Below are 25,046 nucleotides of genomic sequence, written 5' to 3'. Positions count from 1 at the left end.
GTGTATACTCCCTATGCCCTATTTTGTTATCGGTTGTGTTTTTTCATAATGATAGTTGCCAGTGCCCAAAGAACTTGGTCCTAAACGAGCAAACTTAAACATTAAGAATAATTCAACAACTAAGAACAATGTATAAAGTCCACAAATAAGTACCATAGTGAATAACACTTCACCCGCAGTTAATGATGAATTTGCCACTCCAGTCGGTAAAATATCTTGAATTGCCCAAGGTTGGCGTCCATACTCGGCAACAAACCAACCACATTCACATGCTAACCAAGGGAACGGTAAAAATAGAACTAATAAACGATGTAACCAACGTTTTTCACCAATTTTATTTTTATATGTTGTCCATAACGCAAATCCAGTCCCAAGAATCATTAATACACCTAGACCAACCATCACTCTAAATGCCCAAAATAGTGGCCATACTGTAGGAATTGAGTCCTCTGTCGCAGCTTTAATATGTTCTTCTGTCGCTTGAGGAATCGTTAAATTATCACGATCGGTAAAACGTTTAACCAGATAACCATAGCCTAAATCAGATTTATTATCCTCAAATGCTTTAAGGACGTCAGGATCTTGATTGCCTTGTTGAATTTTTTCTAAATTTGTATAAGCCAAAATACCTTTACGAATTCTCGTTTCGTTATTCGCTAATATGTCTCTTAATCCAGTTACTTGCGTGTCAAATGAACGAGTGGTCATTATGCCCATTGCATAAGGAATTTCTATTGCAAATAAATTTTCTTTATTTTTTTGTGATGGAAAGGCAATAACATTGAATGATGCTGGTGCCGGTTGAGTTTCCCATTCAGCTTCAATGGCAGCAAGTTTGGCTGGTTGGACAGTTGTCATTTCATGCCCAGCTTCATCCCCCATTAGAGCAACTGCAATCGACATAATAAACCCAAATGTCGCGGCCACAGCAAAAGAGCGTTTTGCAAAGGCAACATCACGCTTTTTCAGCAAATAGTAAGAACTAATACTTAAAACAAAAATAGCACCTGTCAAATAACCTGCAGCAACGGTATGAACAAATTTATATTGAGCAACGGTGTTAGTAATCAGCTCAAAAAAGTTCGCCATTTCCATACGTGAATTAATTGGGTTAAATTCAGATCCTACTGGAAATTGCATCCAACCATTAGCGACTAAGATCCAAAGTGCCGAAAGATTAGAACCAAATGCAACACACCAAGTCACCATTAAATGCTTACCACGGCTTAATCTATCCCAACCAAAAAAGAATAAACCTACCATAGTTGACTCTAAGAAGAATGCCATTAAACCTTCAATGGCTAACGGCGCACCAAAAATATCACCCACATAATGTGAATAATAAGACCAGTTAGTTCCAAACTGGAATTCCATGGTTAAGCCTGTTGCCACACCTACTGCAAAGTTGATAGCAAACAGCTTACCCCAAAATTTTGTCATATCCTTCCAGACTTGCTTACCACTAACAACATATACCGTTTCCATAATTGCTAGCATAAACGCCAAACCTAGCGTTAATGGTACAAAAATAAAATGATACATTGCAGTGAGTGCAAACTGGAGGCGTGAAAGTTCTACTATATCTAACATAAACGCTCCCTAAATCTTAAATGCTCACAAATTTTTTACGTTATTGGTGAGCATTATACACAGATAACCATAGAATAAAAATTGATATATATCAAAAAAACTATATTCTCATTTGTTTTTTTACAGCATCGCCAATATCGGTAAGGCTTGTTACAACCGTAATGCCCGCCGATTGCAATGCTTTAGATTTTTCCGCCACAGTGCCTTTATTACCTGAAATAATCGCACCGGCATGCCCCATGCGTTTTCCTGCTGGGGCAGAAACACCGGCGATATAAGCAATCACAGGCTTAGTTACATGTTTTTTAACATATTCAGCAGCTTCTTCTTCGGCGCTACCACCAATCTCGCCAATCATCACAATAACTTCAGTTTTAGGATCTTGCTCAAGTAAGGCTAAAATAGAGATAAAATCGCTACCAGGAATAGGATCACCGCCGATGCCAACACACACTGATTGTCCTAAACCAATATCCGTTGTTTGTTTAACCGCTTCATAAGTTAGTGTTCCAGAACGAGAAACGATCCCCACCTTTCCTGCTCGATGAATATGACCTGGCATAATACCTATTTTACATTCATCTGGGACAATAATACCCGGACAGTTTGGTCCAATCATTACGACATCATTTAGCCTTAATTTTTCTTTAACAACTAACATATCTAAAGTTGGGATACCTTCAGTAATACAGACAATGAGTTTAATCCCCGCATCAATTGCTTCTAAAATAGAATCTTTACCAAACGCTGCCGGCACATAAATAACACTTGCTGTTGCACCTGTTGCTTCAACCGCTTCTTTAACTGTATTAAAAACCGGTAAACCTAAATGAATTGTACCACCTTTGCCTGGCGTCACGCCACCAACTAACTTTGTACCGTAAGCAAGCGCTTGCTGTGAATGGAAGGTTCCTTGACCTCCCGTAAATCCTTGGCAGATAACTTTGGTTTCTTTATTGACTAAAATTGACATAATAACTATTCTCCTCGCGTCCTATTATTAGGCAACAGCAACGATTTTTTGAGCCGCATCGATTAAACTTTCTGCAGTAATAACATTTAATTTGCTTTTAGCCAAAATTTCTCGAGCAAGCTCAGCATTATTACCTTCAAGACGTACAACAACAGGAACAGTAAGACCTATTTCTTCAATTGCACTAATGACACCATCGGCAATTAAATCACAACGAACAATACCACCAAAAATATTAACCAAAATCGCTTTCACGTTTGTATCAGATAATATTAACTTGAATGCTTCAGTAACACGCTCTTTCGTCGTGCCACCGCCCACATCCAAAAAGTTAGCAGGTTCTCCACCATGTAGTTTAATAATGTCCATCGTTGCCATCGCAAGACCTGCGCCATTTACCATACAACCGATATTACCATTTAATGATACATAGCTAATACCTTGTTTTGCAGCGATTGACTCACGTTCATCTTCTTGCGTTGTATCTCTTAGAATATTTAAGTGTGGGTGTCTAAAAAGACCATTATCATCTAAAACAACTTTTGCATCTAAACAAACTAGCTCATCTGAATCAGTAATCACTAACGGGTTGACTTCCGCTAATGAAACATCATTATCTAAAAATAGTTTTGCAAAATTAACAAATAATTTTGTAAACTGATTAACTAATTTTCCTGTTAATCCCAATTTAAACGCAAGTTCGCGGCCTTGGTAAGCACAAGGACCGATTAAAGGATCAAGTGAAGTTTTATAAATTAAGTGTGGTGATTTTTCGGCGACACTTTCTATATCAACGCCACCTTCTGTCGATGCCATAATCACAATACGCTTAGAACTGCGATCAACCACCGCGCCTAAATAAAGTTCTTTATGAATATTAGATGCTTTTTCTATCAAAATTTTATTAACTGGCTGCCCTTTATCGGTGGTTTGATGAGTAACAAGATATTGCCCTAACCATTTTTCAGCAAATTGCTTTATTTCGTCATAACTTTGAGTGCAAATAACGCCACCAGCTTTACCTCGTCCTCCTGCGTGAACCTGACATTTAGCAACCCAGGAATCTGAGGTTGTGCCTAAGGACAATTGAGCTAATGTATCTTGTATTTCATCAATTGAGTTACAAACGTACCCTTCTGGTACGGGTAAATTATATTGTTTAAAAAGACATTTAGATTGATATTCATGCAGATTCATAAAGCAATTCCACAGCCTAAGTTAGTAGAAAAATAGGCAATAATTCTAATCCAAGATGAATAAATTGTATAGCAAAGAATAACTTATGTTATGTTGCTCAATATAACTTAGAATTATTGATGATAATAAGTGACAATGATATACTGCTGAAATATTTTAATATCGTAAATAGTAAAGGACACATATGAAACAAGTTGGTATTTTTTTTGGTAGTGATACTGGCAATACAGAAAATGTAGCAAAGCAAATCCAACTCATTTTGGGTAGCGACAAAGCGGAACTTTTCGACATTGCAAAAACCACTAAAGAGAACATTGAACAATACAATTGCTTATTTTTCGGTATTCCAACTTGGTACTATGGCGAATCACAAGCTGATTGGGACGACTTTTTCCCTAATTTAGAAAAAATTGATTTTAGTGGCAAAACAGTAGCTATTTTCGGTTGTGGCGATCAGGAAGACTATGCCGAATATTTCTGTGATGCTATGGGAACACTTCGCGATATTATCGAGCCTAAAGGTGCAAAAATTGTTGGGCACTGGTCAACTGAAGGTTATAGTTTCGAAGCGTCAAAAAGCTTAGTGGATGATACACATTTTGTTGGTTTAGCAATTGACGAAGATCGTCAACCCGAATTAACCGAAGAACGCATCAATAAGTGGGTAAGTCAAGTCAAAAGCGAAATGAAAATTTAATCTATCAAAATGATTTCTTTTATTTACCATACATAGTTCCTATAATAGGTAGTTGTTCATAACTTAATGGAAAGTAATATGATAAATCATGAAAATGATAATAATGCGGCGCTCAAAAGCGCTGGTTTAAAGGTTACGTTACCACGATTAAAGATTTTAGAATTATTACGCGATCCTTCATGTCAACATATTACAGTAGAAGATCTTTATAAAAAACTACTTGATATGGGCGAAGAAATCGGACTTGCAACCGTTTATCGTGTTTTGAATCAATTTGACGATGCAGGAATTGTGACACGCCATAACTTTGAAGGCGGAAAAGCGGTTTTCGAACTAGCTACACAACAACATCACAACCATTTAATCTGCTTAGATTGCGGCGAGGTATTTGAGTTTAGAGATGATATTATCAATGCTAGACAAAAAGAAATCGCCGAACAATATGGTGTTAAATTAACTTTTCATAGTTTATATCTTTATGGACATTGCCAATCGGGTAATTGTAAAGAACATCCAGAACTTCATCATAAAAAATAAGCCTATTCCAATAGGCTTTTTACTTATTTACAATATACCAACTCATCTTTTGTACTAGGTTAATAATTAAATGAAACAACTTTTAAACTTTATTCCGCTTATATGCTTTTTTATTTTTCTAACCATGTATGATGTCTTTGTTGGCGTTCAAGCATTAATGATCGCGGCAACAGTATGCTTTCTTCTCATTCTTATTCTATATAGAAAAATAGATAAAGTAGAGCTGATTTCTTATCTAATGGTGATGATTTTTAGTGGATTTACACTCTATTTGCGTGACCCGAATATAATCAAATGGAAAGTCACTATTATTAATTTTTTATTTGCCACAGCCTTATTAGTTAGCCAATTTATTTTTAAAAAAAATCTACTTCAAAAAATGCTTGGCAAAGAAATACAGCTCGATACCGCTATTTGGAATAAACTCAATTTATTATGGATATTCTTTTTTATATTGTGTGGCGCCATTAGTTTAGGTGCAACCTATTACACTACTGATGATTTCTTTTGGATATTTAAAGTATTTATTTTACCTGGTGCATCGTTACTATTATCGTTAATATCAGGTATCTATATTTACAAAAATATGAATAAAGATATAGACAGCAAATAATAAATAGTACAAATGGAGTATTTCAGAATGACACAAGATACAACCCCTAAAGGTCAATTAGTGCTTAGAACGCTTGCCATGCCGGCTGATACCAATCCTCACGGACACATTTTTGGTGGGTGGATCATGTCTCAAATGGATCTTGCTGGCGGTATTTTATCAAAAGAGATCGCGAGAAATCGAGTTGTAACAGTAAATGCTAGTAGCATTACATTTTACAAACCAGCAATGGTCGGTGATGTTGTTTGTTGTTATGCTCATTGTATCAAAACTGGAAAAACATCGATCACAATTGGTATTGAAGTTTGGGTTAAAAAAGTCATTGATACATCAGACAATACACAACGTTTTTGCATAACAGATGCTGTTTTCACTTATGTTTCAGTAGATAAACATAATAACCCCAAACCATTACCTGAGATTTTTCAACATTATGATTGTACTAAAGATCCAATTGCTAAATTGAACCTAACTAATAGCTAATTAACTATGCAATTTACCTCATTTCATGCATTAATAAGTACTTTGATCTTCCTTGCTTATTGGCTGATCATTGTTTCAACAACATTACGCATTATCTTCAAACGAAGACCAACCACTTATGTTATTGCATGGATGTTAGTCATTTATATCTTACCGCTTGTTGGTGTGTTTCTTTATTTTGCTCTGGGCGAAGCGCACTTAGGTCAGCAACGCGCTAAACGAGCGCAAAAAATGCGCCCAACAATTTCCAAATTTATTAACCGATTAAGTGAATTTCCAGATATCTTCACTAAAAACGTAAGCCAAGTTAGCAAGCCAATTTTCCAGCTTTGTAAACACCAAACAGGGCTTGATGGAATTAACGGTAATCATATTGAGCTATTGAGTGAAACAAATGTCATTTTCGACCGCTTAATTGATGATATCAATGGAGCAACGTCAAATATTGAAATGGTATTTTATATCTGGAATGAAGGTGGTCGGGCAGACGAAGTCGAGCAAGCACTCATTCAAGCAACACAGCGAGGGGTAACTTGCCGATTAATGGTTGACTCTGCCGGTAGCAGACACTTTATTAAAACTAATGCCAGTAAAAGAATGCGTGATGCGGGCATAATCATTGTCGAAGCGTTACAAGTCAACTTGCTTCGATTTATGTTTAGGCGACTGGATTTACGTCAACACCGTAAAGTAGCTATTATTGATAACTATATCTCTTATACTGGTAGTATGAATATTGTCGATCCACGTTTTTTCAAACAAAATAAACATGTTGGTAAATGGGTTGATATTATGGTCAGAATGAATGGACCGGTTACAACACTCATGGGTGCGATATATGCCTGTGATTGGGCGCTAGAAACAGGTAAATATCTAGCCCTACCACAAATTACTGATTTTGCCGAACCACCAGAAGATAAAAAACACATTATGCAATTAATCGCATCGGGTCCCGGTTATATGGAAAACATGATCCACCAAGTGTTATTAACTGCAATTTATTCAGCACAACAACAAATTATTTTTACTACACCTTATTTAGTACCAACTGATGATATTTTACATGCTGTATGTACCGCAGCTCAACGAGGTGTCGAAGTCATCATCATCATGCCCAAAAATATTGACTCACTAATGGTAAAATGGGCAAGCCGAGCTTTCTTTTCTGAGTTATTAAATGGTGGCGTAAAACTCTATCAATTTAATGATAACTTATTACATACCAAAAGTGTTTTAATTGATAACCAACTCAGTCTTGTTGGCACTGTTAATTTAGATATGCGCAGCTTATGGCTTAATTTTGAGATTACAACGGTAATTGATGATGCAGAATTTGCTAAATCACTATCAACGCTCTTAGAAAAATATTTATCTAATTCAGATAAAATAAATACTGAAAAATGGAATCAACGCCCAATTTGGCAACGTGTTGTCGAACGACTGTTCTACTGTTTTGCACCTTTGCTATAATTTTTAAGTTAGATTTGAGAACGGACTGATTATTACTGTCTGTTAATAACCGCTTTGAGAAACATCGGGTAAAAACTGATTATCCGCTAAACGATAAACCTCGCTCTCGATAGAACCATCAGTATTAAGCGTAATTTCTCGCCAACCAGGCGCATCGTCACTTGATACTTGAAAATCATAACATTCAGGCTTAAATTGAAAACACGTTGAAGGGGTTGAAAACGCATTACAATGATGCCAAACATAATCTTGTTTTTGATGAATGTGTCCCCAACCAATCCCTTTTACATTAGAATGTTTTTGAATAATTTGTTCTAATTGATCACTATTTTTTAAAATATGGTGATCTAACCAATGACAACCAGAATTAATTGGATGGTGGTGTAAAAAAACTAATGTATTTCGATCATAATGCTCAGTTAAAGCATTATGTAAAAATTCAAGTTCAGATTCAGGTAAAAAACCATATGCTTGACCAACAACTTGGCTATTTAATAAAACAATCAGCCAGTTATCCCCTAACTGCACTATTTTATTATCGGCCAGTTGATAAGTTGCAAACACATCTTGCATACCCGTATAATTATCATGGTTACCAGCCAACCACACACAAGGCATATTAAACTTGTTAATTTGCTCGGCAAAACGAGCATAAGCTTTTTTAGAACCATCTTGCACAAAGTCACCGGTTGCCACAATCAAATCAAACTGCTTATTATTACGTCCAATTTCATTGATAACTGCTAAAAAACTTGCATTGGAATTAATACCAAGCAATGAACCATCGTCATCAGAAAAAAGATGAGTATCAGTTATATGCAATATTTTACCGCAATTTTTATTACGAATTGGAAGTTTTAACAATGACCTCAAAATTCACCCCAATTATTTATCAATCTATAATTATGGTTAATAATATCAACAACAAAATAGACATTGTGACAGGAAACACAATTTTTATTGTAAATCTTAGCGTTATACAAAAGTGTAAAATAGATCACACTTTTATGAAAGAAATAATTAAATATGAATACTAAAAAGTTATTCCCACTCTTTTTTTAATAACTGATGATTAAGTTCTAACCATTGTAGCGCAATAATTGATGCAGCATTGTTAATTACTCCATCTTTGACCCATTGATAAGCTTGATTACGACTGACAACATGAACTTTAATATCTTCGTTTTCTTCAGCAAGCCCATGAATACCTTTAGCTGTTGATGAATCGACTTCACCCACCAAAATATGCAATTGTTCAGTTATACCACCGGGCGATGCTAAATAACTGATGATAGGTTTACATCGACCAATAACAACTCCAGCTTCTTCTATTGCTTCACGTTTTGCCACTTCTTCAAATGATTCATTTTCATGATCCATCATGCCTGCAATAAGCTCTAACATCCAAGGACTCTCTTGGGTTTCAATAGAGGCAATCCGAATTTGTTCAATTAGCACAACTTCATCACGTTTTGCATCATATGCTAAAAGCACAACTGCATGACTACGTTCTAAAATTTCACGAGTTACAACCTCGCTTATTGAACCATCAAATTTACGATATTGAAAACGATATTCAAATAAAGAAAAAAAACCTTTATACAAAATTCGTTTAGTTAGATTAAACACATCGTTTTTGTCAAAATGTACCGGATTATTTTTCATTTTCATATAAGATCTCGATGTTAAACTTAATTTTAATAAAAAGTGCGAATGACATACAAACTATGCTTACTATATACTAATAATCTGTTAAAATTATGCCATTAAAAATACTACTATATTTTAATGATTTTTAAAGAGAAGATTAATGAAAAAAACTTTAACCTTTTTAATTGGCTTAGCATTAAGCCAATCTGTATTTGCTGAAAATTTGATTCAAGTCTATGAACAAGCAAAAGAAACTAACCCTGATCTACGCAGTTCATTAGCTGAAAAAAATAAAGCATACGCGGCAATTTCAGGTTCTCGAGCGAGTTTACTACCGCAAGTTGGTTTAAGTGCTTCTTATGGTGTAACTCATGGTCGACGTGATATCAGTGGTGTAAAATCCAAAAGTGGCAATTTATACCAAATTGCAGTATCTCAAAGCATTTTTAATTTCTCAAATTGGAAAGCCTTAGATATTACTAAAAAACAAGCAAGTGTTGCCGATATTGCCTATCAATACCAAGGTCAAACATTAATCTTAAATACTTCAGTGGCTTATTTTAATGTATTAAAAGCACTTGATGCATTAAGTTTTATTGATGCCCAGAAAAAAGCCATTGGCCGTCAGTTAGAACAAACGAGTCAACAACACCAAGTTGGTTTAGTTGCCATTACTGATGTACAAAATGCCCAAGCAAATTACGACCTAACGGTTGCACAACAAGTCAACGCATTAAATGAGCTAAATAATGCAATTGAAGATTTACGCCAAGTAAGTGGTCGTTTTTATTCAAGTTTGGCAAGTGTTAACACCGATACATTTAAAACAGAGTCCCCAGCACAAATCAGCACACTGTTAAAACAATCTGAAACGTCTAATCTTAATTTATTAACAATGAAATTAAATCAAGACATTGCACGTCAACAGATCAAACTATCACAAGCCGGTCATTTACCAATAGCAAGTTTAGATGCATCAACTAATTTAAATAAAACTGAAAGATATGGTAATAATGTAGCGGCTGGTGCACATGGTGGTAAATCTTATTCAGGAAATAACTATGTTGGTGTCAGTGTAAACCTACCTATCTTTTCGGGTGGCGCAACAATGTCTAAAGTTGAACAAGCACAACAAAATTATGTAAGCTTCAGCGAAAAATTAGAAAGCACCAATCGTGGTGTGATTAATCAAGTACGTTCATCATACAACAATATTTCATCATCAATTAGTGCAATCAAAGCTTATCAACAAGCGGTAGTTTCAGCACAAAGTTCATTCGAAGCAACTAATTCTGGTTATCAAGTTGGAACACGAACAATTGTTGACGTATTAAATGCAACAACTCAGCTTTACAGTTCTAAACGAAATTTATCAGATGCAAAATATAATTATCTAACTAGCTTACTCCAATTAAAATATGCAGTAGGAACCTTAACTGCTAACGATTTAGTTTATCTAAACAATATGTTAGGTAAAGAAGTGAGCACTTTAGTGACGATAAAATAACTATTGGTTCTTTTATTACAACTGTTAAAAAGGCGAGCAAATCGCCTTTTTTATTATGGATAAAAAGCACACTGATTACGATATTGCATTCAACACAAATTCAATAAATGCTTTTAATTTTGGTGGTTGCTGACGATCAGCAGTATAAAGCATATTAAGCGGCTTGGCAGGTGGTAAAAATTTTTGTAATATGGGAAATAATTTTTTTTGCTTAATTGGTTCTTGTAACATAGATTCTGGCAACATGGTGATACCTAGCCCTTCAATCGCAGCTATCGCTAACGCTGAAGTCTGATTACTTTGAAATGTCCCTGATATAGGAATATTAACTATTTCACCATTAATCATAAACGACCAAACATGATCTTTTTTATTCTGATTCACATATTGGTAAATCAAGCATTGATGCTTTTTTAAATCATCAGGTATTAGTGGAACACCATATTGCGCTAAATAATCTGGTGAGGCAGCAAAAATAAGTTGATGAGGATTAAGTTTACGAGCAATAAGCCCTGAATCACTTAAATCACCAATCCGAAAAGCGATATCAAAACCGTCCTTAACTAAATCGACATAACGATCACTTAATTGTATATCGACACTAATTTGGGGATAACACTTCATAAAACTACTAATTAATGGCACTAAAGTAAAATTACCAAAAGTAAATGGCGCACTAATTCTAAGCGCACCACTAGGTTTATCTAAAAACTGTTGCGCAAGCATAGAGGTGGCTTTAACTTCACCTAAAATACTCACACAGCGCTCATAATACTGCTTACCAAATTCGGTAAGATTTTGTGAACGTGTTGTTCGATTAAGTAACTTTAACCCTAATTGAGTTTCTAAAAAAAGAATATATTTCGCAACCATTTGCGGAGAGGTATTTAATGAGATAGATGCCGATGCAAATGAACCTGTCTTCACAGTCAATACAAAAGCCTTCATACTTCTAAAAAGATCCATATTGCCAATCTCCAGTTGTTAATAAAACAATTTTAAAGCCATTTACTATCTTTTATTTTATAAATATTATAACGCAAATCAAGCAAACAAATAAAAACAGGGTAAATATATGGAAAAAATCGGCATTATAGGGGCAGGATTTGTAAGTCAAGCCTACACAACATTATTTATGCGCGCAGGTTATCAAGTTATGTTAAGTAATTCTAGAGATAAAAAGACGTTATTTAGCGTAGCCACACGCTTAAACTGCCAAATTGGGAGCCAAGAAGAAGCCATTAAATTTGGTGATATAATTCTCGTTGCTATTCCTTTTATCAATTATACACAATTACCTGCAAAGCTACTCAGCGGAAAAATAGTACTTGATGCCACTAACTATTATCCTACCCGCGATGGTCATTTAGGACAATTAGATAATCATGAAACAACAACCAGCGAGTTAGTCGCTAAACATCTTGATAAATCTAGAGTAGTTAAAGTTTTTAATGCAATTCTCGCAAAAGATGTTATTAAAGATGCAAAGCCTAATGATAAATCAGATAGAAGAGCAATTCCTATAGCTGGAGATGACTTAGCTGCCAAACAAATTGTTTTCACTCTTCTAGAAAGTATTGGCTATGATTATGTTGATGTAGGCGCTTTATCAAACAGTTGGCGGTTTGAACGTGCAAAGCCTGCATATTGCATACCTTTAAGCCGTCAACGATTGAATGATGCTTTAGCTCAAGCCTCTAAAGAAGTTGAAGTACCACATAATTCATGGCAAACAAATAACCAATAAAAAAATATAAAAGACCAAAATGAGTCCACCTTCCAGTAGAATAAAGTTATATTTATCATATATTTAATAGTTTGAATGCTTTTAATTAAATACAGATATTTAAAATATTAGAGGAAATAAAAATGACCAATACACATAAAAAATATACCGTCATAACCGGCGCAAGTTCAGGCATAGGTTATGCAACAGCTATTGCTTTTGCAAAACGAAATAAAAACCTTATTGTTATTGCAAGAAGACAAGAAAATTTGGCACTTTTACAACAAGAAATTGCAAAAATTTCCCCAGAATTAGAAGTAATTATAAAACTTTGTGATTTATCACAACCAACCAACGCTTATTCCCTTTTTAATGATTTAGACAACTATTTTATTGAAACATGGATTAATAATGCCGGTTTTGGTCATTACGGCAGTGTTAGCGATCAAGATTTAGGAAAAATCGAATCAATGCTTCATTTAAATATTGAAGTCCTAACAATTTTTTCAACACTGTATGTACGTAAATATCAAAATGAATCTGGGACACAACTAATAAACATCTCCTCCCGTGGTGGATATACACTCGTTCCTAATGCGGTAACCTATTGCGCAACAAAATTCTATGTCAATGCCTTTACCGAAGGGCTAGCACAAGAATTAAAGCAAGCTAACGCCCAATTAACCGCAAAGGTGTTAGCTCCGGCCGCGACAAAAACAGAATTTGGTGAAAAAGCCAATAATGTCAGTAACTACAATTATGATGCAAGTTTTACCAAGTACCATACAGCAAAGCAAATGGCCGATTTTTTACTGGCTTTATACGATAGCAACAAAGTGATTGGTGAGATTAATACAAATGATTTCTCTTTTTCACTAAAAGACAGCATATTTCCTTATTCAGGAAATCCGTCAGAAAATCAAAAGTAAGGAAATAACGAATTTACAAGCAATGTTAAATAGAACAATAAAATATGAAGTTTAACAAAACTGAGCTTGGGCAATCGTTATTTTGATTGCAAATTTCGATAAAATAGAGACGTAGTCAATTAATTTAATTTTCAGATATTTTTTATTTCAATGGCTATCTATTATGTTGCTTTATCCAACAATGTAAACAGATCAACTTGTTATACTAAAACACGTCGTTTTATAAAACATCTTAACAAGCACATTAACTTGCTAAGATGCATTTTTGCATGATAAGAATAAAAATTACGAAATGCGCATTCCCGGTTTAGCACCACTATCTGGCGATAACAAGTACACGCCGTCACCATCATCTTTACCACTGGCACAAAGCACCATACCTTCTGAAACACCAAATCGCATTTTACGAGGCGCTAAATTGGCAATCATAATGGTTAAACGCCCAATTAGTACTTCTGGATCAGGATAAAACTGCTTGATGCCTGAAAACACATTACGGGTTTCATCACCAATATCAAGCGTCAACTGGAGTAATTTATCGGATCCTTCAACAAAACAAGCATGTTTAATTAAAGCAACACGCATATCAACTTTGGCAAAATCGTCAAAATTAATCGTATCAGCAATAGGTTCAGCAACATTTGTTTTAGCTGGTGTTGCTAGGGCAGCTTGCTCTTTTGTTTCTTCAATCATGGCAGTAATTTTATCCATATCAATACGGTTAAATAGGGCTTTAAACTGATTAATTTTATGGCTAGTTAACGCATTAGCAATGGTATTCCATTCTAATTTGCTATTTAAAAATGCTTCTGTTCGCTCAGCTAATGAAGGCACTATTGGTTTTAAATAGGTCATTAAAATACGGAATAGGTGAATACCCATTGAGCAAATATCTTGCAATGTTTGATCTTGCCCTTCTTGTTTAGCAACTACCCATGGCGCTTTTTCATCAATATAACGATTAGCTTCGTCAGCAAGTGCCATAATTTCACGAATCGCCTTACCTAATTCACGTTGCTCAAAATAATTAGCAATGATTTGAGATTTTTCAACAAAATACGCATAAAGTGCAGGTTCAGCTACATTATCCGATAATTTGCCGTCAAAGCGTTTATAAATAAATCCAGCCGAACGTGAAGCAATATTAACAACTTTATTAACTAAATCGCTATTTACACGTTGAACAAAGTCTTCTAAATTTAAATCAATATCATCAATATGTGGTGACAGCTTAGCGGCATAATAATAGCGTAAGCAATCAGGATCTAAGTGTTTTAGATAGGTACTTGCTTGAATAAAAGTACCTCGCGACTTAGACATTTTTGCGCCGTCAACAGTCACATAGCCATGCACAAAAATATTCGATGGTTTGCGATGTTCGCTACCCTCTAGCATTGCCGGCCAAAATAAACTATGAAAGTAAACAATATCTTTACCAATAAAGTGATAAAGCTCAGTGCTTGAATCTTTATTCCAAAACTCATCAAAAATTGGTTTATTTTGTGTATTGCAGTAGTTTAAAAAAGAGCCCATATAACCAATTGGTGCATCTAACCAGACATAAAAATATTTACCTGGCGCATCAGGGATTTCAAAACCAAAATAAGGAGCATCACGGCTAATATCCCACGGCTGTAAGCCTGATTCAAACCACTCTTGCATTTTATTAGCGACTTGCTCTTGTAGTGTTCCAGAGCGAATCCACTCTTGTAACATAGTTGAAAAAGCCGGCAGATCGAAAAAGAAATGTTCTGACTCTTTTAAAATTGGCGTCGCCCCTGAAACCACAGACTTAGGATTAATTAAATCAATCGGGTTGTAAGTTGCACTACACACTTCACAGTTATCACCATATTGATCTGGGGCTTTACAACGTGGACAAGTACCTTTTACAAAGCGATCTGGCAAAAACATCTGTTTTTCAGGATCAAATAGCTGTGAAATGACTTTGGTTTTAATATAACCATTGGCTTTTAAACGCTTATAAATTTGCGCTGATATTTCACGATTTTCTGAGCTATGAGTTGAATGGTAATTATCATAACTAATATTAAATCCCGCAAAATCACGCTGATGCTCAGTTTTCACTTCACTAATCATCTGTTCAGGCGTAATGCCAAGTTGTTGTGCTTTGAGCATAATTGGCGTGCCATGCGCATCGTCAGCACAGATAAAATAGATCTCATTACCACGCATACGTTGATAACGTACCCATACATCAGCTTGAATATGTTCAAGCATATGACCTAAGTGAATTGCACCATTGGCATAAGGCAGTGCGCAAGTCACCAATATTTTGCGTTGAGTTGTCATGTTGATTTATTACCCTTTATTACATAATGGCAGAAATAGTACATCAATCGTGGGATTATCGCTAGATTTATGCCATAATTTGATGAAATTTCTATACTCGATTCACTTTGTAGATGGCAAATAATCTTTTTTCGAAAATGTAAAATAATAGACTTTTTACACCTTTGCCATTGATTATGTTCCACCTCTTTAAAGGAGGAGCATGGGAAATGAAGCAAGTATAAATATTAATGTACAACGAGATAATAATAATGAACATTGAAGTAGAAAATATTCTTGAGAATTTTACTCATTCAACCTTACAAAAAAACTTGCTTGAACTTGGAGCAGTAACAAAATGCGAATTAGTTAATCAAAGCTTATCTATCCACTTAGCCATGCCCTTTGCTTGGCAAAACGCTTTTGATGAGTTAAAAAAAATAGCCACCCCAAAATTACTAAAGCTTAACGGCATTAATGACGTTAACTGGCACATTGACTATAAAATTGCTACATTAAAACGCGCTAATGACCAACATGCCATTAACAATGTCAAAAATATTATCGCCATAAGTTCTGGCAAAGGTGGCGTGGGCAAATCATCAACAGCTGTCAATCTTGCACTAGCTTTACAAAAACAAGGCGCCAAAGTAGGTATTTTAGATGCGGATATTTATGGACCTTCAATTCCAACCATGTTAGGCACAGAAAAACAGCAACCGTTAACACCTGACAATAAACACATGACCCCTATTATGGCACACGGATTAGCCAGTAACTCTATTGGTTATTTAGTCGATCCAGATAGCGCCATGGTATGGCGAGGACCAATGGCAAGCAAGGCATTACTACAAATATTACAAGATACATTATGGCCTGAACTTGATTATTTGGTTATTGATATGCCTCCAGGAACTGGGGACATCCAATTAACCCTAGCACAAAGTATTCCAGTAACGGCTGCAATTATTGTCAGTACACCACAAGATATCGCATTAATTGATGCCAAAAAAGGCATGACCATGTTTAATAAAGTCAACATCCCAACGCTAGGCATTATTGAAAATATGAGCTATCACATTTGCGAAAATTGTGGTCATCACGAAGCTATTTTTGGAGAAGGTGGAGCACAGCGTCTAGCTGAGCAATATCAAACAAAATTGCTCGGACAAATACCACTTCATAAAATATTACGCCAAGATCTCGATACAGGGCAACCTACTGTTATTAGCCACCCTGATAGCGAATTTAACCAACTTTATTGCCAAATTGCTGAGCGTATTGCCAGTGAACTATATTGGCAAGGCGAAGCAATTTTGCCTGATATCTCTTTTAAAACTGTATAAATTAAAAATTTATATATTGGCTGATAACTATAAACAGCCAATATATTAAGGTCGAATTTGCATAATTTTAATAATATAAAATATATAAATAACAAATGGTAATCTGTTAGCTTATCCAGTATTTAGTCTTTTAAATGGTTAAACTCCTCCTTGGCTTTAGCTAATTGTTGTATAAATGCCGAGTTTGTATGTAGTTGTGCCACAACGGCCGCTGCCATAAACTTTGCTGCATCAACATCACTTTGCCAATGATAACCACAAATAACCCGGCTTTCCCCTATTTCATAACCGCGCTTTAAAATTTCATTTTGTTTTTCAGGATTAATTTCGGCAAGTATTAGTGAAATAGCAAATCCTATTGTGGTATGGCCTGATGGATAAGAACCATTGGTTGATAACGTTTTTTCATCTTCTGGGCGGCAAGTTGGCTCGTTAAAAAATGAAAATGGTCTAACTCGATTATAATAATTTTTAGCAGAACGCGTCGCCAGATCACCGGCATCTTCTTTCATGGTTGTAATCAGTTTATAAATTTCGGGGGTATTAGTTACAGAAATGTCAAAACCAAAAGCAGGTGAAAACTGTTTAGCTACATTATCCTTACTAGCATCAGCATCTAAATAGGCTTGATGCCCTCGTTGAGAATGACGAACAGACTTACCCCAATCGTACATCGCTTTATCTCTAAGGAAATCAATACTATTAAAAGAAGGGGGCGGAGGTAACAAAAATAAACTATTCGGAGATTGATCTTCTTTAAGATAAAAATCTTGTGGATCAGTTGTTACATCTTTAATATTGCTGGCATTAACATTTGAACACATAAAAAAAACAACAAATAACGAACAAAAAATTTTTTTTTGCATATACCTCTCCTTATACAAATAAGGGATAAAGATCAAAACATGTTATCAAAACAAAAACGCTTAAATAACACTTAACTAATCAACAATTTCATATGAAATAATGACATGATATGGTCAGCAAGATATCAATGGTTGTTGAGTGATATAATACAATAACATCTTAATAAAGATTGATTATTTTTAATGTGATAGGCATCACAATTATATTGACCGCGCAATATGTGGAATAGTTGAGATGCTAATTTAGAGCATTATCGTGACAAATATGATCAATATTTATCACGTTTTTTAACATGAAATTAAGCAAAAATCTTATCGCGGAACATAAAAAATACCGCACCTAAAAGACACAAGCCAGCCCAAATATAGTCTGTCTTAAATGGCTCTTTTAAAATATAAATTGAAAAAGGGATAAAAACAGACAAACTAATTACTTCCTGAATAATCTTTAATTGACCTGCGCTAGCAACCTGAAAACCAATGCGATTAGCAGGCACTTGCAATAAATATTCAAATAACGCAATTCCCCAGCTAGCAAACACCGCCACTAGCCAAACTTGATTATGTAAAAACCGCAAATGCCCATACCACGCAAAAGTCATAAAAATATTACTAAAAGTCAGTAAACAAACAGTAATAATTAATTGATTCATAGTGTTGATATAAGAGTAAAGAAAGGGACTGGCATTATATACCATTGTCGAATAAACATCCAAAATGGAAATGGTTTAATTACATTACAAAACAACATTATTAACAATAGTTGAAATCGGCTAATTCATCACTTAAAACACGATAGCACTATTGCTCAGTAGTCAGTTTAGTTCTATATTGAATTAATGCTAATAGGTACAGAAGCTTTAATGCATTGAAAGACGTTGTCCTATCAATACTGAAATTTTTCACAACACGATTATTACACCCCAAGGAAACAGTTATGCAAAAAAGAGTTAATGAAGTTACTATGCGCGGAGCCCCGATTACTTTGTTAGGTCCCAAAATCAACGTTGGTGACATCGCACCTGATTTTATCGTGCAAGATTTAGCAATGAAGCCCATTAAATTATCCGATTTTAAAGGTAAAATCAGAATTATTAATTCGGTTCCATCCATTGATACTTCGGTATGCAGTGCCCAAGTTCACCGTTTTAACGTCGAAGCGGCAAAATTAACAGATACTGTAATATTTTCAATTAGTCTTGATTTACCTTTTGCATTAAATCGCTATTGTGCTGCTGAAGGCATTGATGCTGTTAAAGTGACCTCCGATCATAAAGATCTTGATTTTGGTCTAAAATATGGCACTGTTATTGAAGAGTTACGCTTACTTTCTCGAGCCGTATTTGTGATTGATAAAAATGACAAAGTTGTTTATGTTGAATATGTTAAAGAAACATCTTCAGAGCCCGATTATGACAAAGCACTAGCAGCAGCTAAAGCATTAGTATAAATTGCAGCAATGATGTACTGCCATCTAATACCAATAAGGTGGCAGTTTACTTTAAGATTTATTCATCACAACTATTTAATAGACAAACATATTCAGTTATAATCTGACATAATCTAATCTTCCCCCCATAATCTTAATCATGAACAATAGCATTACCCGATCTCGCATTTGGTCATCAATTCTTTGCCTTGCATTTGCTGCATTTATTTTTAATACAACGGAATTTGTACCTGTCGGGTTATTACCCAATATTGCTCAAAGCTTTTCAATGGATGTGGCTCATGCTGGATTATTACTCACCATTTATGCATGGGCTGTTTCTTTATTATCATTACCATTGACGATATTAACGTCAAAAATAGAACGAAGAAAACTACTTATTTTTCTATTTTGCCTATTTATCGGTAGTCATATTTTAGCCGGATTTGCGTGGGATTTTTACAGTCTAATGGCTGCAAGAATTGGCATTGCTTGTGCGCATGCGGTATTTTGGGCAATTACAACACCGCTTGCTGTTCGATTAGCCCCCAATGGTAAAAAAGCTAAAGCAATGGGCTTTATTGTTATTGGCGTGTCGATGGCAACCATCCTAGGGATCCCAATTGGTACAATGATAGGTCAGTTCGTTGGCTGGCGAGTGACTTTTTTATGTATTGCTGGTATCGCTTTTTGCGTAATGATATTACTGCTCCGCTTATTACCTGCTGTACCAAGCATGGATATTATTTCAATCAAAGATATTCCAAGTATATTAAAACGCCCAATATTACTAAATATTTATCTATTAATAGCCATTATTGTTGCCGGTCACTTTACTGCTTATACCTATATTACGCCATTTATGAAAGATGTGGGCGGATTTAATCAAAATGTTATCGTCGCTTTATTGTTAGTAGTGGGTTTTTCCGGCATGATTGGTAGTGTTATTTTTGCAAGATATGCCGAAAAAAATCCAACCGCCATTTTAGTTATCCCCATGTTGTCATTGATCATTTGTTTATTATCACTTTATGTCTGTTCATTTGCACTTTATACTGCAATCATTCAATGTTTGATCTGGGGCCTTTCGATCACTATTATTGGCATGGTCATGCAAAGCAAAGTGATTGATGCAGCGCCTGATGCAACCGATATTGCCACATCGGTTTATTCAGGAATCTACAATATCGGCATAGGCGGAGGCGCTTTTATAGGTAGTAAAGTATTAATTCTACTCTCAATTGGTGACATTGGCTTTGTTGGTGCTATTTTTGTTATCATTGCACTATTGTTATTCTGCTTCGGCTCTAGAAAATTATGGAATAACAAAACTGCTGTTTAAAAAACAGTTAGGTAAGATGATGGCATAAAAACCTTAGTATGGGAAAACAGCATTATTTATATCCCAAATAAATAATGCTGAAAATAATGCTTTTATTTTATGATTTACTTAAAGACTCTAGCTGTTCCCAGCGTTCAAAAGCAGACTCTAGTTCGGCTTCTTTATCGGTCAAAGATTGTAAGATTGGTCCAGTCACTTCGTGGGGTTGATTAAAAAAGTCACTTTGACCAATTTGAACTTGTAAATCAGCAATGGCTAACTCTAATTGCTCTATTTTGCTTGGCAATTGTGTTAACTCTCGTTGCTCATTATAACTGAGCTTAACTTTCTTTTTAGTGGCTTGATCATTGCTTTTGTTATTCGCCGTGCTTAACGCTTTTTTAGGCTGTTTAACATCATTAACTGCCGCTACCTTAACCGGTTGTGCTTGTTGCTGTTGTTGCAAAGCATCGGCATAACCACCAGCATAAACACCAATATGTCCTTTTTCTTCAAAAAACCAACATTGGGTAACGACGTTATCAACAAACTGCCGATCATGGCTAACTAGCAAAACTGTTCCCTGATAATCATTAACCAACTCTTCTAACAATTCCAGCGTTTCAATATCAAGATCATTGGTCGGTTCATCAAGTATTAATAAATTGCTAGGTTTTAAAAATAGTTTAGCCAGCAATAAACGATTACGCTCCCCACCTGATAATGCACGAACAGGTGTTCTGGCGCGTTTTGGCGGGAATAAAAAATCTTGCAGATAACCAAGAACATGACGTGATCGTCCATTAACCATCACCTCTTGTTTACCTTCAGCTAAATTATCCATCACGGTTTTTTCAGGATCAAGTTCTAATCGATATTGATCAAAATAAGCCACTTCAAGCTTTGTACCACAATGTACGCTACCTGATGTTGGCGCTAAATTACCTAACATTAGTTTTAACAACGTCGTTTTACCAATACCATTAGGACCAATCAGGGCGATCTTATCGCCACGTAATACTTGCACAGTAAAATCATTAACTAGCAACTTATCTTCAATCTGATAGGTCACATTTTCAAGCTCAAAAACGATTTTTCCAGAACGTAATGCCTCTTCAATTTGCATTTTGGCACTGCCCATCACTTGGCGACGCTCGCTATATTCTTGGCGCATTGCTTTTAATGCACGTACTCGCCCTTCATTACGTGTACGGCGTGCTTTAATACCTTGGCGAATCCAAACCTCTTCTTGAGCTAATTTTTTATCAAATTCCGCATTTTGCAACTCTTCAACGCGCAAGGCTTCTTCTTTACCAAGTAAATAGTTATCGTAGTTACCGCTCCAAGAGGCAATTTTACCCCGATCTAAATCAATAATACGCGTTGCCATTTGACGAATAAATGAACGGTCATGAGAAATAAACACAATACTGCCATTAAAGCTTTTTAAAAACTCTTCCAACCATTTTATGGTTTGAATATCTAAATGGTTTGTTGGTTCATCAAGCAATAAAACCGATGGTTGACAAACTAATGCTTTGGCTAATGCAGCTTTACGAAGCCAGCCACCTGATAGCGAAGATAACAAGGCATCACCATCAAGTGATAACGACGAAATAACATTACGAATACGACTATCTAATTGCCAACCATTTTGATGATCTAACTGCTCTTGCATTTTCGCTAATTTAGCCAAGTTACTTTCGCAAGGATCGTGTTCAACACGATGAGCTAAATCGTAATAATCTCGGAGTAACTGTGCTTGTTCATGTAATCCTTCTGCCACAAAGTCAAACACATTGCCTTGCACATCGCGAGGAGGATCTTGCTGTAAGCGTGAAACAATCACATTATTTTCATAAATAATTTGCCCTTCATCTAATGGTACTTCTTTATTTAACACTTTAAGTAACGTTGATTTGCCCGCACCATTACGTCCAACAAGACAAACACGCTCGTTTGGTTCAATAGACATATCAATATGATCAAGTAGCGGTGCATCACTAAATGAAAGATAAGCATTGGTAAGATTAATTAATGACATATTATTGGTTTTTATTTAGGTATTGAGTAATAAGGCATTATTCTATCATAAAGTTGCCAAAGCCAGCTAAATCAAATAGTAAAGATACACCAATAGATCTTACAAATATTAGAAATTACTGTTCTATTCTATAAAAAAAAATAAATACTGCTATATTAATAAAGATATTAATTAGATTTCGGTGTGGAGATTATTATGAGTCATATGTGGACATTTCAACGTGTCGGTGGGCTTGATCAAGTTGTATTTAAAAGTGCCAATGACATTATCAATTTACCTGATTTAGATCCTAAATTATGGGTCGCGCTAAGTTGTCCAACAACAGGATTAGATTTTGATAAACGAACCCTAGCCCTACTTGATTCAGACAATGATGGACGTATTCGCATACCTGATATTTTAGATGCTATTAGCTGGACTGAAGATAAAATTATCTCATTTGATAGTATTTTGAAAACGAGTGAAACACTCCCCTTATCACAAATTGACACATCAACGCCATCAGGGAATAAACTCTCTGTCACCGCGCATAGTATTTTAGCAAGCTTAAATAAAAGTAACGTGGATTATTTAACCCAAGACGACATACAGCAATGCATAAAGATCAATGCTGACAATCTTTACAATGGTGATTTAATCTTCCCCGTATCAAACGAATTATCGCCCGAAATGCAAACGTTTATTCAAACAGCAATCCAAACCACCGGCGCACAAAAAGATATGAGTGGGCAAGACGGTATTGATCTAAACATCGCCACCACTTTTGTTGACAACTTAAAAACGTGGTTACAATGGCAAACCAAAATAAGCAACACGCAAACACCATTTGGTGAAAATAGCGCCGAAATTTGGAAGTTAATCCAACAACTCAAACCCAAAATTGATGATTATTTTTTACGCATTGAACTAGCACAATACGCTCCACAAGCGCAAACTGCGCTCAATGTCGATGAAAAATATATTGTACCAACACAAAATGGATTACTATCTGATGAAGCTTTAGCCGAATTACCACTATCAAAAATCGATACAACCAATGCGCTTGATCTCGTCAATGGGCTTAATCCTCTTTGGAAAGCTAAAATCAGCCGATTTAAAACATTAGTGGCGTCATCATTATCTAATCCCGATCAATTAACACCGCAAGAATGGCTAGATATTCAACAAAGTTTGCAAGCTTACGCTACTCTTATTAGCGCGAAGCCCGAAATGGCAAAATTAACAGTTGAAATTGAACCTTCTACCAGTATAGAAGATATGTCAAATAGCGCTATTACCAATCTAGCTAACGATGATTTACTCAACGAATTTAAGCAGATGGTTGAACAAGACAACAAAACGCCAATATCTGCATCAGATGTGCTAGTGTTAGAAAAATTAGTCCTGTTTCATAAACATCTTTACCGTTTACTGGTTAACTTTGTCTCTTTTGCAGACTTCTTCACGCCAAAAACTCGAGCTGCCTTTCAACTAGGTAATCTTTATATAGATGGTCGCTGCGCAACCCTTTGCGTTGCAGTTGACAATATCGCCAAACACGCAACCATGGCAAATTATTCTGAACTTTGTCTACTTTATTGTGAATGTACACGGCATGGGCAAAAACAATTGATTGCCGCTGCTATGACCGCAGGGCAAGGTGATTTATTAATTGAAGGTCGCAATGGTGTGTTTATCGACAATGATGGGAATGATTGGGATGCCAATGTCGTTAAAATAATCACCAAACCAATTAGTATTCAGCAAGCAATTTTGGCACCATATCAACGCATTGGGCGCTGTATTACCGAACAAATTAACAAATGGGCAAGCAGCAAAGATGCCGATGTTGAAAAATCGAGTGAACAAGCATTGCAAAACCCAGCTAATAAATTTGATATTGGCAAAAGCGTCGGTATTTTTGCGGCAATTGGTTTAGCCGTTGGCGCAATCGGCACAGCATTAGCTTCGATTTTTCAAGCGATCTTTTCGCTCACTTGGTGGCAATTCCCTTTGTTTTTTGTTGGGATATTCCTGATTATTTCGGGTCCTTCTGTTATTTTGGCATGGTTAAAATTACGCCGAAGAACCCTTGGACCACTGCTTGAAGCATCAGGCTGGGCTATTAACGGGCAAGTTAAAATCAACTTAATGCTAGGCAGGTTACTCACCAGCAAAGCTGAACTACCAACAAATGCAAAACGTAATTTGCATGACCCTATGAAACAGCGCCACCAAAAGCTGATTGTTATTTTTTGGTTAGCTATTTTACTTGGTGTTGGAGCGACAGCAGGATGGTTATGGCATGAAGGTTACCTTGACCACTATATCAAGCAGCACAATCAAGAGCAAACTCAAAATAAAGCTGACACAACCACCAATATTGACAAATAAAAT

At 35.6% G+C, this 25,046-nt stretch carries 22 protein-coding genes; 12 read left to right on the top strand and 10 right to left on the bottom strand.

Annotation, left to right across the window (positions count from 1 at the left end; translation table 11 throughout):
- Window positions 1-18 precede the first annotated feature (18 nt).
- From BQ5209_RS04395 to sucC, 3 genes are all read right to left on the bottom strand, one after another.
- A complete protein-coding gene (locus BQ5209_RS04395; protein ID WP_085247338.1) occupies window positions 19-1,590 on the bottom strand; it encodes a cytochrome ubiquinol oxidase subunit I in 1,572 nt (523 codons plus the stop codon).
- 100 nt (window positions 1,591-1,690) lie between these two features.
- On the bottom strand, window positions 1,691-2,563 hold the full coding sequence (gene sucD / locus BQ5209_RS04390) for a succinate--CoA ligase subunit alpha (RefSeq protein ID WP_085247337.1): 873 nt from the start codon (window positions 2,561-2,563) through the stop codon (window positions 1,691-1,693).
- A gap of 27 nt (window positions 2,564-2,590) precedes the next feature.
- Window positions 2,591-3,760, bottom strand: a complete 1,170-nt coding sequence (gene sucC, locus BQ5209_RS04385; protein WP_085247336.1) for an ADP-forming succinate--CoA ligase subunit beta — start codon at window positions 3,758-3,760, stop codon at window positions 2,591-2,593.
- 184 nt (window positions 3,761-3,944) lie between these two features.
- On the opposite strand from sucC, the gene fldA reads away from it, so the two are divergent.
- The 5 genes from fldA to cls all read left to right on the top strand — a co-directional run bounded on the left by fldA (window position 3,945) and on the right by cls (window position 7,560).
- Window positions 3,945-4,457, top strand: coding sequence for a flavodoxin FldA (gene fldA / locus BQ5209_RS04380; protein ID WP_085247335.1), 513 nt, complete (start codon window positions 3,945-3,947; stop codon window positions 4,455-4,457).
- 78 nt (window positions 4,458-4,535) lie between these two features.
- Window positions 4,536-4,994: a ferric iron uptake transcriptional regulator gene (gene fur / locus BQ5209_RS04375; protein WP_085247334.1), complete on the top strand. Its 459-nt coding sequence runs from the start codon at window positions 4,536-4,538 to the stop codon at window positions 4,992-4,994.
- 70 nt (window positions 4,995-5,064) lie between these two features.
- Window positions 5,065-5,607, top strand: coding sequence for an inner membrane-spanning protein YciB (locus BQ5209_RS04370; RefSeq protein WP_085247333.1), 543 nt, complete (start codon window positions 5,065-5,067; stop codon window positions 5,605-5,607).
- Between the two features lie 27 nt (window positions 5,608-5,634).
- Complete coding sequence (yciA, locus tag BQ5209_RS04365) at window positions 5,635-6,090, top strand: acyl-CoA thioester hydrolase YciA (protein WP_085247332.1); 456 nt, start codon at window positions 5,635-5,637, stop codon at window positions 6,088-6,090.
- Between the two features lie 6 nt (window positions 6,091-6,096).
- Window positions 6,097-7,560, top strand: coding sequence for a cardiolipin synthase (gene cls, locus BQ5209_RS04360; protein WP_085247331.1), 1,464 nt, complete (start codon window positions 6,097-6,099; stop codon window positions 7,558-7,560).
- A 42-nt stretch (window positions 7,561-7,602) separates the two neighbouring features.
- Here the strand turns inward: cls and cpdA are convergent, their stop codons facing one another.
- Together cpdA and nudF are read right to left on the bottom strand one after the other, a co-directional pair.
- Window positions 7,603-8,433, bottom strand: a complete 831-nt coding sequence (gene cpdA, locus BQ5209_RS04355) for a 3',5'-cyclic-AMP phosphodiesterase (protein ID WP_167370310.1) — start codon at window positions 8,431-8,433, stop codon at window positions 7,603-7,605.
- 168 nt (window positions 8,434-8,601) lie between these two features.
- Window positions 8,602-9,231 (bottom strand): ADP-ribose diphosphatase, encoded by a 630-nt coding sequence (nudF, locus tag BQ5209_RS04350; protein ID WP_085247329.1) that lies wholly within the window; start codon window positions 9,229-9,231, stop codon window positions 8,602-8,604.
- A gap of 139 nt (window positions 9,232-9,370) precedes the next feature.
- On the opposite strand from nudF, the gene tolC reads away from it, so the two are divergent.
- The gene (gene tolC, locus BQ5209_RS04345) at window positions 9,371-10,717 is read left to right on the top strand and encodes an outer membrane channel protein TolC (protein ID WP_085247328.1); all 1,347 of its coding nucleotides are present in this window, start codon (window positions 9,371-9,373) and stop codon (window positions 10,715-10,717) included.
- A gap of 75 nt (window positions 10,718-10,792) precedes the next feature.
- On the opposite strand, the gene BQ5209_RS04340 is transcribed toward tolC, so the two are convergent.
- Window positions 10,793-11,683, bottom strand: a complete 891-nt coding sequence (locus BQ5209_RS04340) for a LysR family transcriptional regulator (protein ID WP_085247327.1) — start codon at window positions 11,681-11,683, stop codon at window positions 10,793-10,795.
- A gap of 109 nt (window positions 11,684-11,792) precedes the next feature.
- Here BQ5209_RS04340 and BQ5209_RS04335 point away from each other — a divergent pair, with 109 nt between their 5' ends.
- Both BQ5209_RS04335 and BQ5209_RS04330 read left to right on the top strand, forming a co-directional pair.
- Complete coding sequence (locus BQ5209_RS04335; RefSeq protein ID WP_085247326.1) at window positions 11,793-12,464, top strand: NADPH-dependent F420 reductase; 672 nt, start codon at window positions 11,793-11,795, stop codon at window positions 12,462-12,464.
- 122 nt (window positions 12,465-12,586) lie between these two features.
- Entirely contained in the window at window positions 12,587-13,372 is a 786-nt protein-coding gene (locus tag BQ5209_RS04330) for an SDR family NAD(P)-dependent oxidoreductase (protein ID WP_085247325.1), read from the top strand.
- Window positions 13,373-13,657: 285 nt separating this feature from the next.
- On the opposite strand, the gene metG is transcribed toward BQ5209_RS04330, so the two are convergent.
- The gene (gene metG / locus BQ5209_RS04325) at window positions 13,658-15,685 is read right to left on the bottom strand and encodes a methionine--tRNA ligase (RefSeq protein ID WP_085247324.1); all 2,028 of its coding nucleotides are present in this window, start codon (window positions 15,683-15,685) and stop codon (window positions 13,658-13,660) included.
- Window positions 15,686-15,915: 230 nt separating this feature from the next.
- On the opposite strand from metG, the gene apbC reads away from it, so the two are divergent.
- Window positions 15,916-17,010 carry an iron-sulfur cluster carrier protein ApbC gene (gene apbC / locus BQ5209_RS04320; protein ID WP_085247323.1) on the top strand — a complete coding sequence of 365 codons (1,095 nt, stop codon included), beginning with the start codon at window positions 15,916-15,918 and terminating at the stop codon, window positions 17,008-17,010.
- Window positions 17,011-17,132: 122 nt separating this feature from the next.
- Here the strand turns inward: apbC and BQ5209_RS04315 are convergent, their stop codons facing one another.
- Window positions 17,133-17,876, bottom strand: coding sequence for an acid phosphatase (locus tag BQ5209_RS04315; protein ID WP_085247322.1), 744 nt, complete (start codon window positions 17,874-17,876; stop codon window positions 17,133-17,135).
- 299 nt (window positions 17,877-18,175) lie between these two features.
- Window positions 18,176-18,529, bottom strand: coding sequence for a DMT family protein (locus BQ5209_RS04310; RefSeq protein WP_085247435.1), 354 nt, complete (start codon window positions 18,527-18,529; stop codon window positions 18,176-18,178).
- A gap of 284 nt (window positions 18,530-18,813) precedes the next feature.
- On the opposite strand from BQ5209_RS04310, the gene tpx reads away from it, so the two are divergent.
- On the top strand, window positions 18,814-19,326 hold the full coding sequence (gene tpx, locus BQ5209_RS04305) for a thiol peroxidase (protein WP_085247321.1): 513 nt from the start codon (window positions 18,814-18,816) through the stop codon (window positions 19,324-19,326).
- 139 nt (window positions 19,327-19,465) lie between these two features.
- Entirely contained in the window at window positions 19,466-20,647 is a 1,182-nt protein-coding gene (locus BQ5209_RS04300) for a sugar transporter (RefSeq protein WP_085247320.1), read from the top strand.
- 97 nt (window positions 20,648-20,744) lie between these two features.
- Here BQ5209_RS04300 and BQ5209_RS04295 read toward each other — a convergent pair whose 3' ends face one another.
- Complete coding sequence (locus BQ5209_RS04295; protein ID WP_085247319.1) at window positions 20,745-22,670, bottom strand: ABC transporter ATP-binding protein; 1,926 nt, start codon at window positions 22,668-22,670, stop codon at window positions 20,745-20,747.
- Between the two features lie 195 nt (window positions 22,671-22,865).
- On the opposite strand from BQ5209_RS04295, the gene BQ5209_RS04290 reads away from it, so the two are divergent.
- Window positions 22,866-25,043 carry a MerC domain-containing protein gene (locus BQ5209_RS04290; RefSeq protein WP_085247318.1) on the top strand — a complete coding sequence of 726 codons (2,178 nt, stop codon included), beginning with the start codon at window positions 22,866-22,868 and terminating at the stop codon, window positions 25,041-25,043.
- Window positions 25,044-25,046: the final 3 nt, after the last annotated feature.

Source organism: Gilliamella mensalis, assembly GCF_900103085.1.
Classification (GTDB): domain Bacteria; phylum Pseudomonadota; class Gammaproteobacteria; order Enterobacterales; family Orbaceae; genus Gilliamella; species Gilliamella mensalis.
This window is presented reverse-complemented; position numbering and strand designations above follow the sequence as displayed.

What these genes read in the sequence shown, in the direction of transcription:
- tolC (WP_085247328.1), top strand. Translation starts at nt 9,371, where the DNA reads ATGAAAAAAACTTTAACCTTTTTAATTGGCTTAGCATTAAGCCAATCT.
- sucD (WP_085247337.1), bottom strand. Translation starts at nt 2,563, where the DNA reads ATGTCAATTTTAGTCAATAAAGAAACCAAAGTTATCTGCCAAGGATTT.
- sucC (WP_085247336.1), bottom strand. Translation starts at nt 3,760, where the DNA reads ATGAATCTGCATGAATATCAATCTAAATGTCTTTTTAAACAATATAAT.
- apbC (WP_085247323.1), top strand. Translation starts at nt 15,916, where the DNA reads ATGTACAACGAGATAATAATAATGAACATTGAAGTAGAAAATATTCTT.
- BQ5209_RS04335 (WP_085247326.1), top strand. Translation starts at nt 11,793, where the DNA reads ATGGAAAAAATCGGCATTATAGGGGCAGGATTTGTAAGTCAAGCCTAC.
- BQ5209_RS04295 (WP_085247319.1), bottom strand. Translation starts at nt 22,670, where the DNA reads ATGTCATTAATTAATCTTACCAATGCTTATCTTTCATTTAGTGATGCA.
- BQ5209_RS04370 (WP_085247333.1), top strand. Translation starts at nt 5,065, where the DNA reads ATGAAACAACTTTTAAACTTTATTCCGCTTATATGCTTTTTTATTTTT.
- BQ5209_RS04290 (WP_085247318.1), top strand. Translation starts at nt 22,866, where the DNA reads ATGAGTCATATGTGGACATTTCAACGTGTCGGTGGGCTTGATCAAGTT.
- fur (WP_085247334.1), top strand. Translation starts at nt 4,536, where the DNA reads ATGATAAATCATGAAAATGATAATAATGCGGCGCTCAAAAGCGCTGGT.
- BQ5209_RS04340 (WP_085247327.1), bottom strand. Translation starts at nt 11,683, where the DNA reads ATGGATCTTTTTAGAAGTATGAAGGCTTTTGTATTGACTGTGAAGACA.
- BQ5209_RS04395 (WP_085247338.1), bottom strand. Translation starts at nt 1,590, where the DNA reads ATGTTAGATATAGTAGAACTTTCACGCCTCCAGTTTGCACTCACTGCA.
- BQ5209_RS04315 (WP_085247322.1), bottom strand. Translation starts at nt 17,876, where the DNA reads ATGCAAAAAAAAATTTTTTGTTCGTTATTTGTTGTTTTTTTTATGTGT.
- BQ5209_RS04300 (WP_085247320.1), top strand. Translation starts at nt 19,466, where the DNA reads ATGAACAATAGCATTACCCGATCTCGCATTTGGTCATCAATTCTTTGC.
- nudF (WP_085247329.1), bottom strand. Translation starts at nt 9,231, where the DNA reads ATGAAAATGAAAAATAATCCGGTACATTTTGACAAAAACGATGTGTTT.
- BQ5209_RS04330 (WP_085247325.1), top strand. Translation starts at nt 12,587, where the DNA reads ATGACCAATACACATAAAAAATATACCGTCATAACCGGCGCAAGTTCA.
- metG (WP_085247324.1), bottom strand. Translation starts at nt 15,685, where the DNA reads ATGACAACTCAACGCAAAATATTGGTGACTTGCGCACTGCCTTATGCC.
- yciA (WP_085247332.1), top strand. Translation starts at nt 5,635, where the DNA reads ATGACACAAGATACAACCCCTAAAGGTCAATTAGTGCTTAGAACGCTT.
- tpx (WP_085247321.1), top strand. Translation starts at nt 18,814, where the DNA reads ATGCAAAAAAGAGTTAATGAAGTTACTATGCGCGGAGCCCCGATTACT.
- BQ5209_RS04310 (WP_085247435.1), bottom strand. Translation starts at nt 18,529, where the DNA reads ATGAATCAATTAATTATTACTGTTTGTTTACTGACTTTTAGTAATATT.
- cls (WP_085247331.1), top strand. Translation starts at nt 6,097, where the DNA reads ATGCAATTTACCTCATTTCATGCATTAATAAGTACTTTGATCTTCCTT.
- fldA (WP_085247335.1), top strand. Translation starts at nt 3,945, where the DNA reads ATGAAACAAGTTGGTATTTTTTTTGGTAGTGATACTGGCAATACAGAA.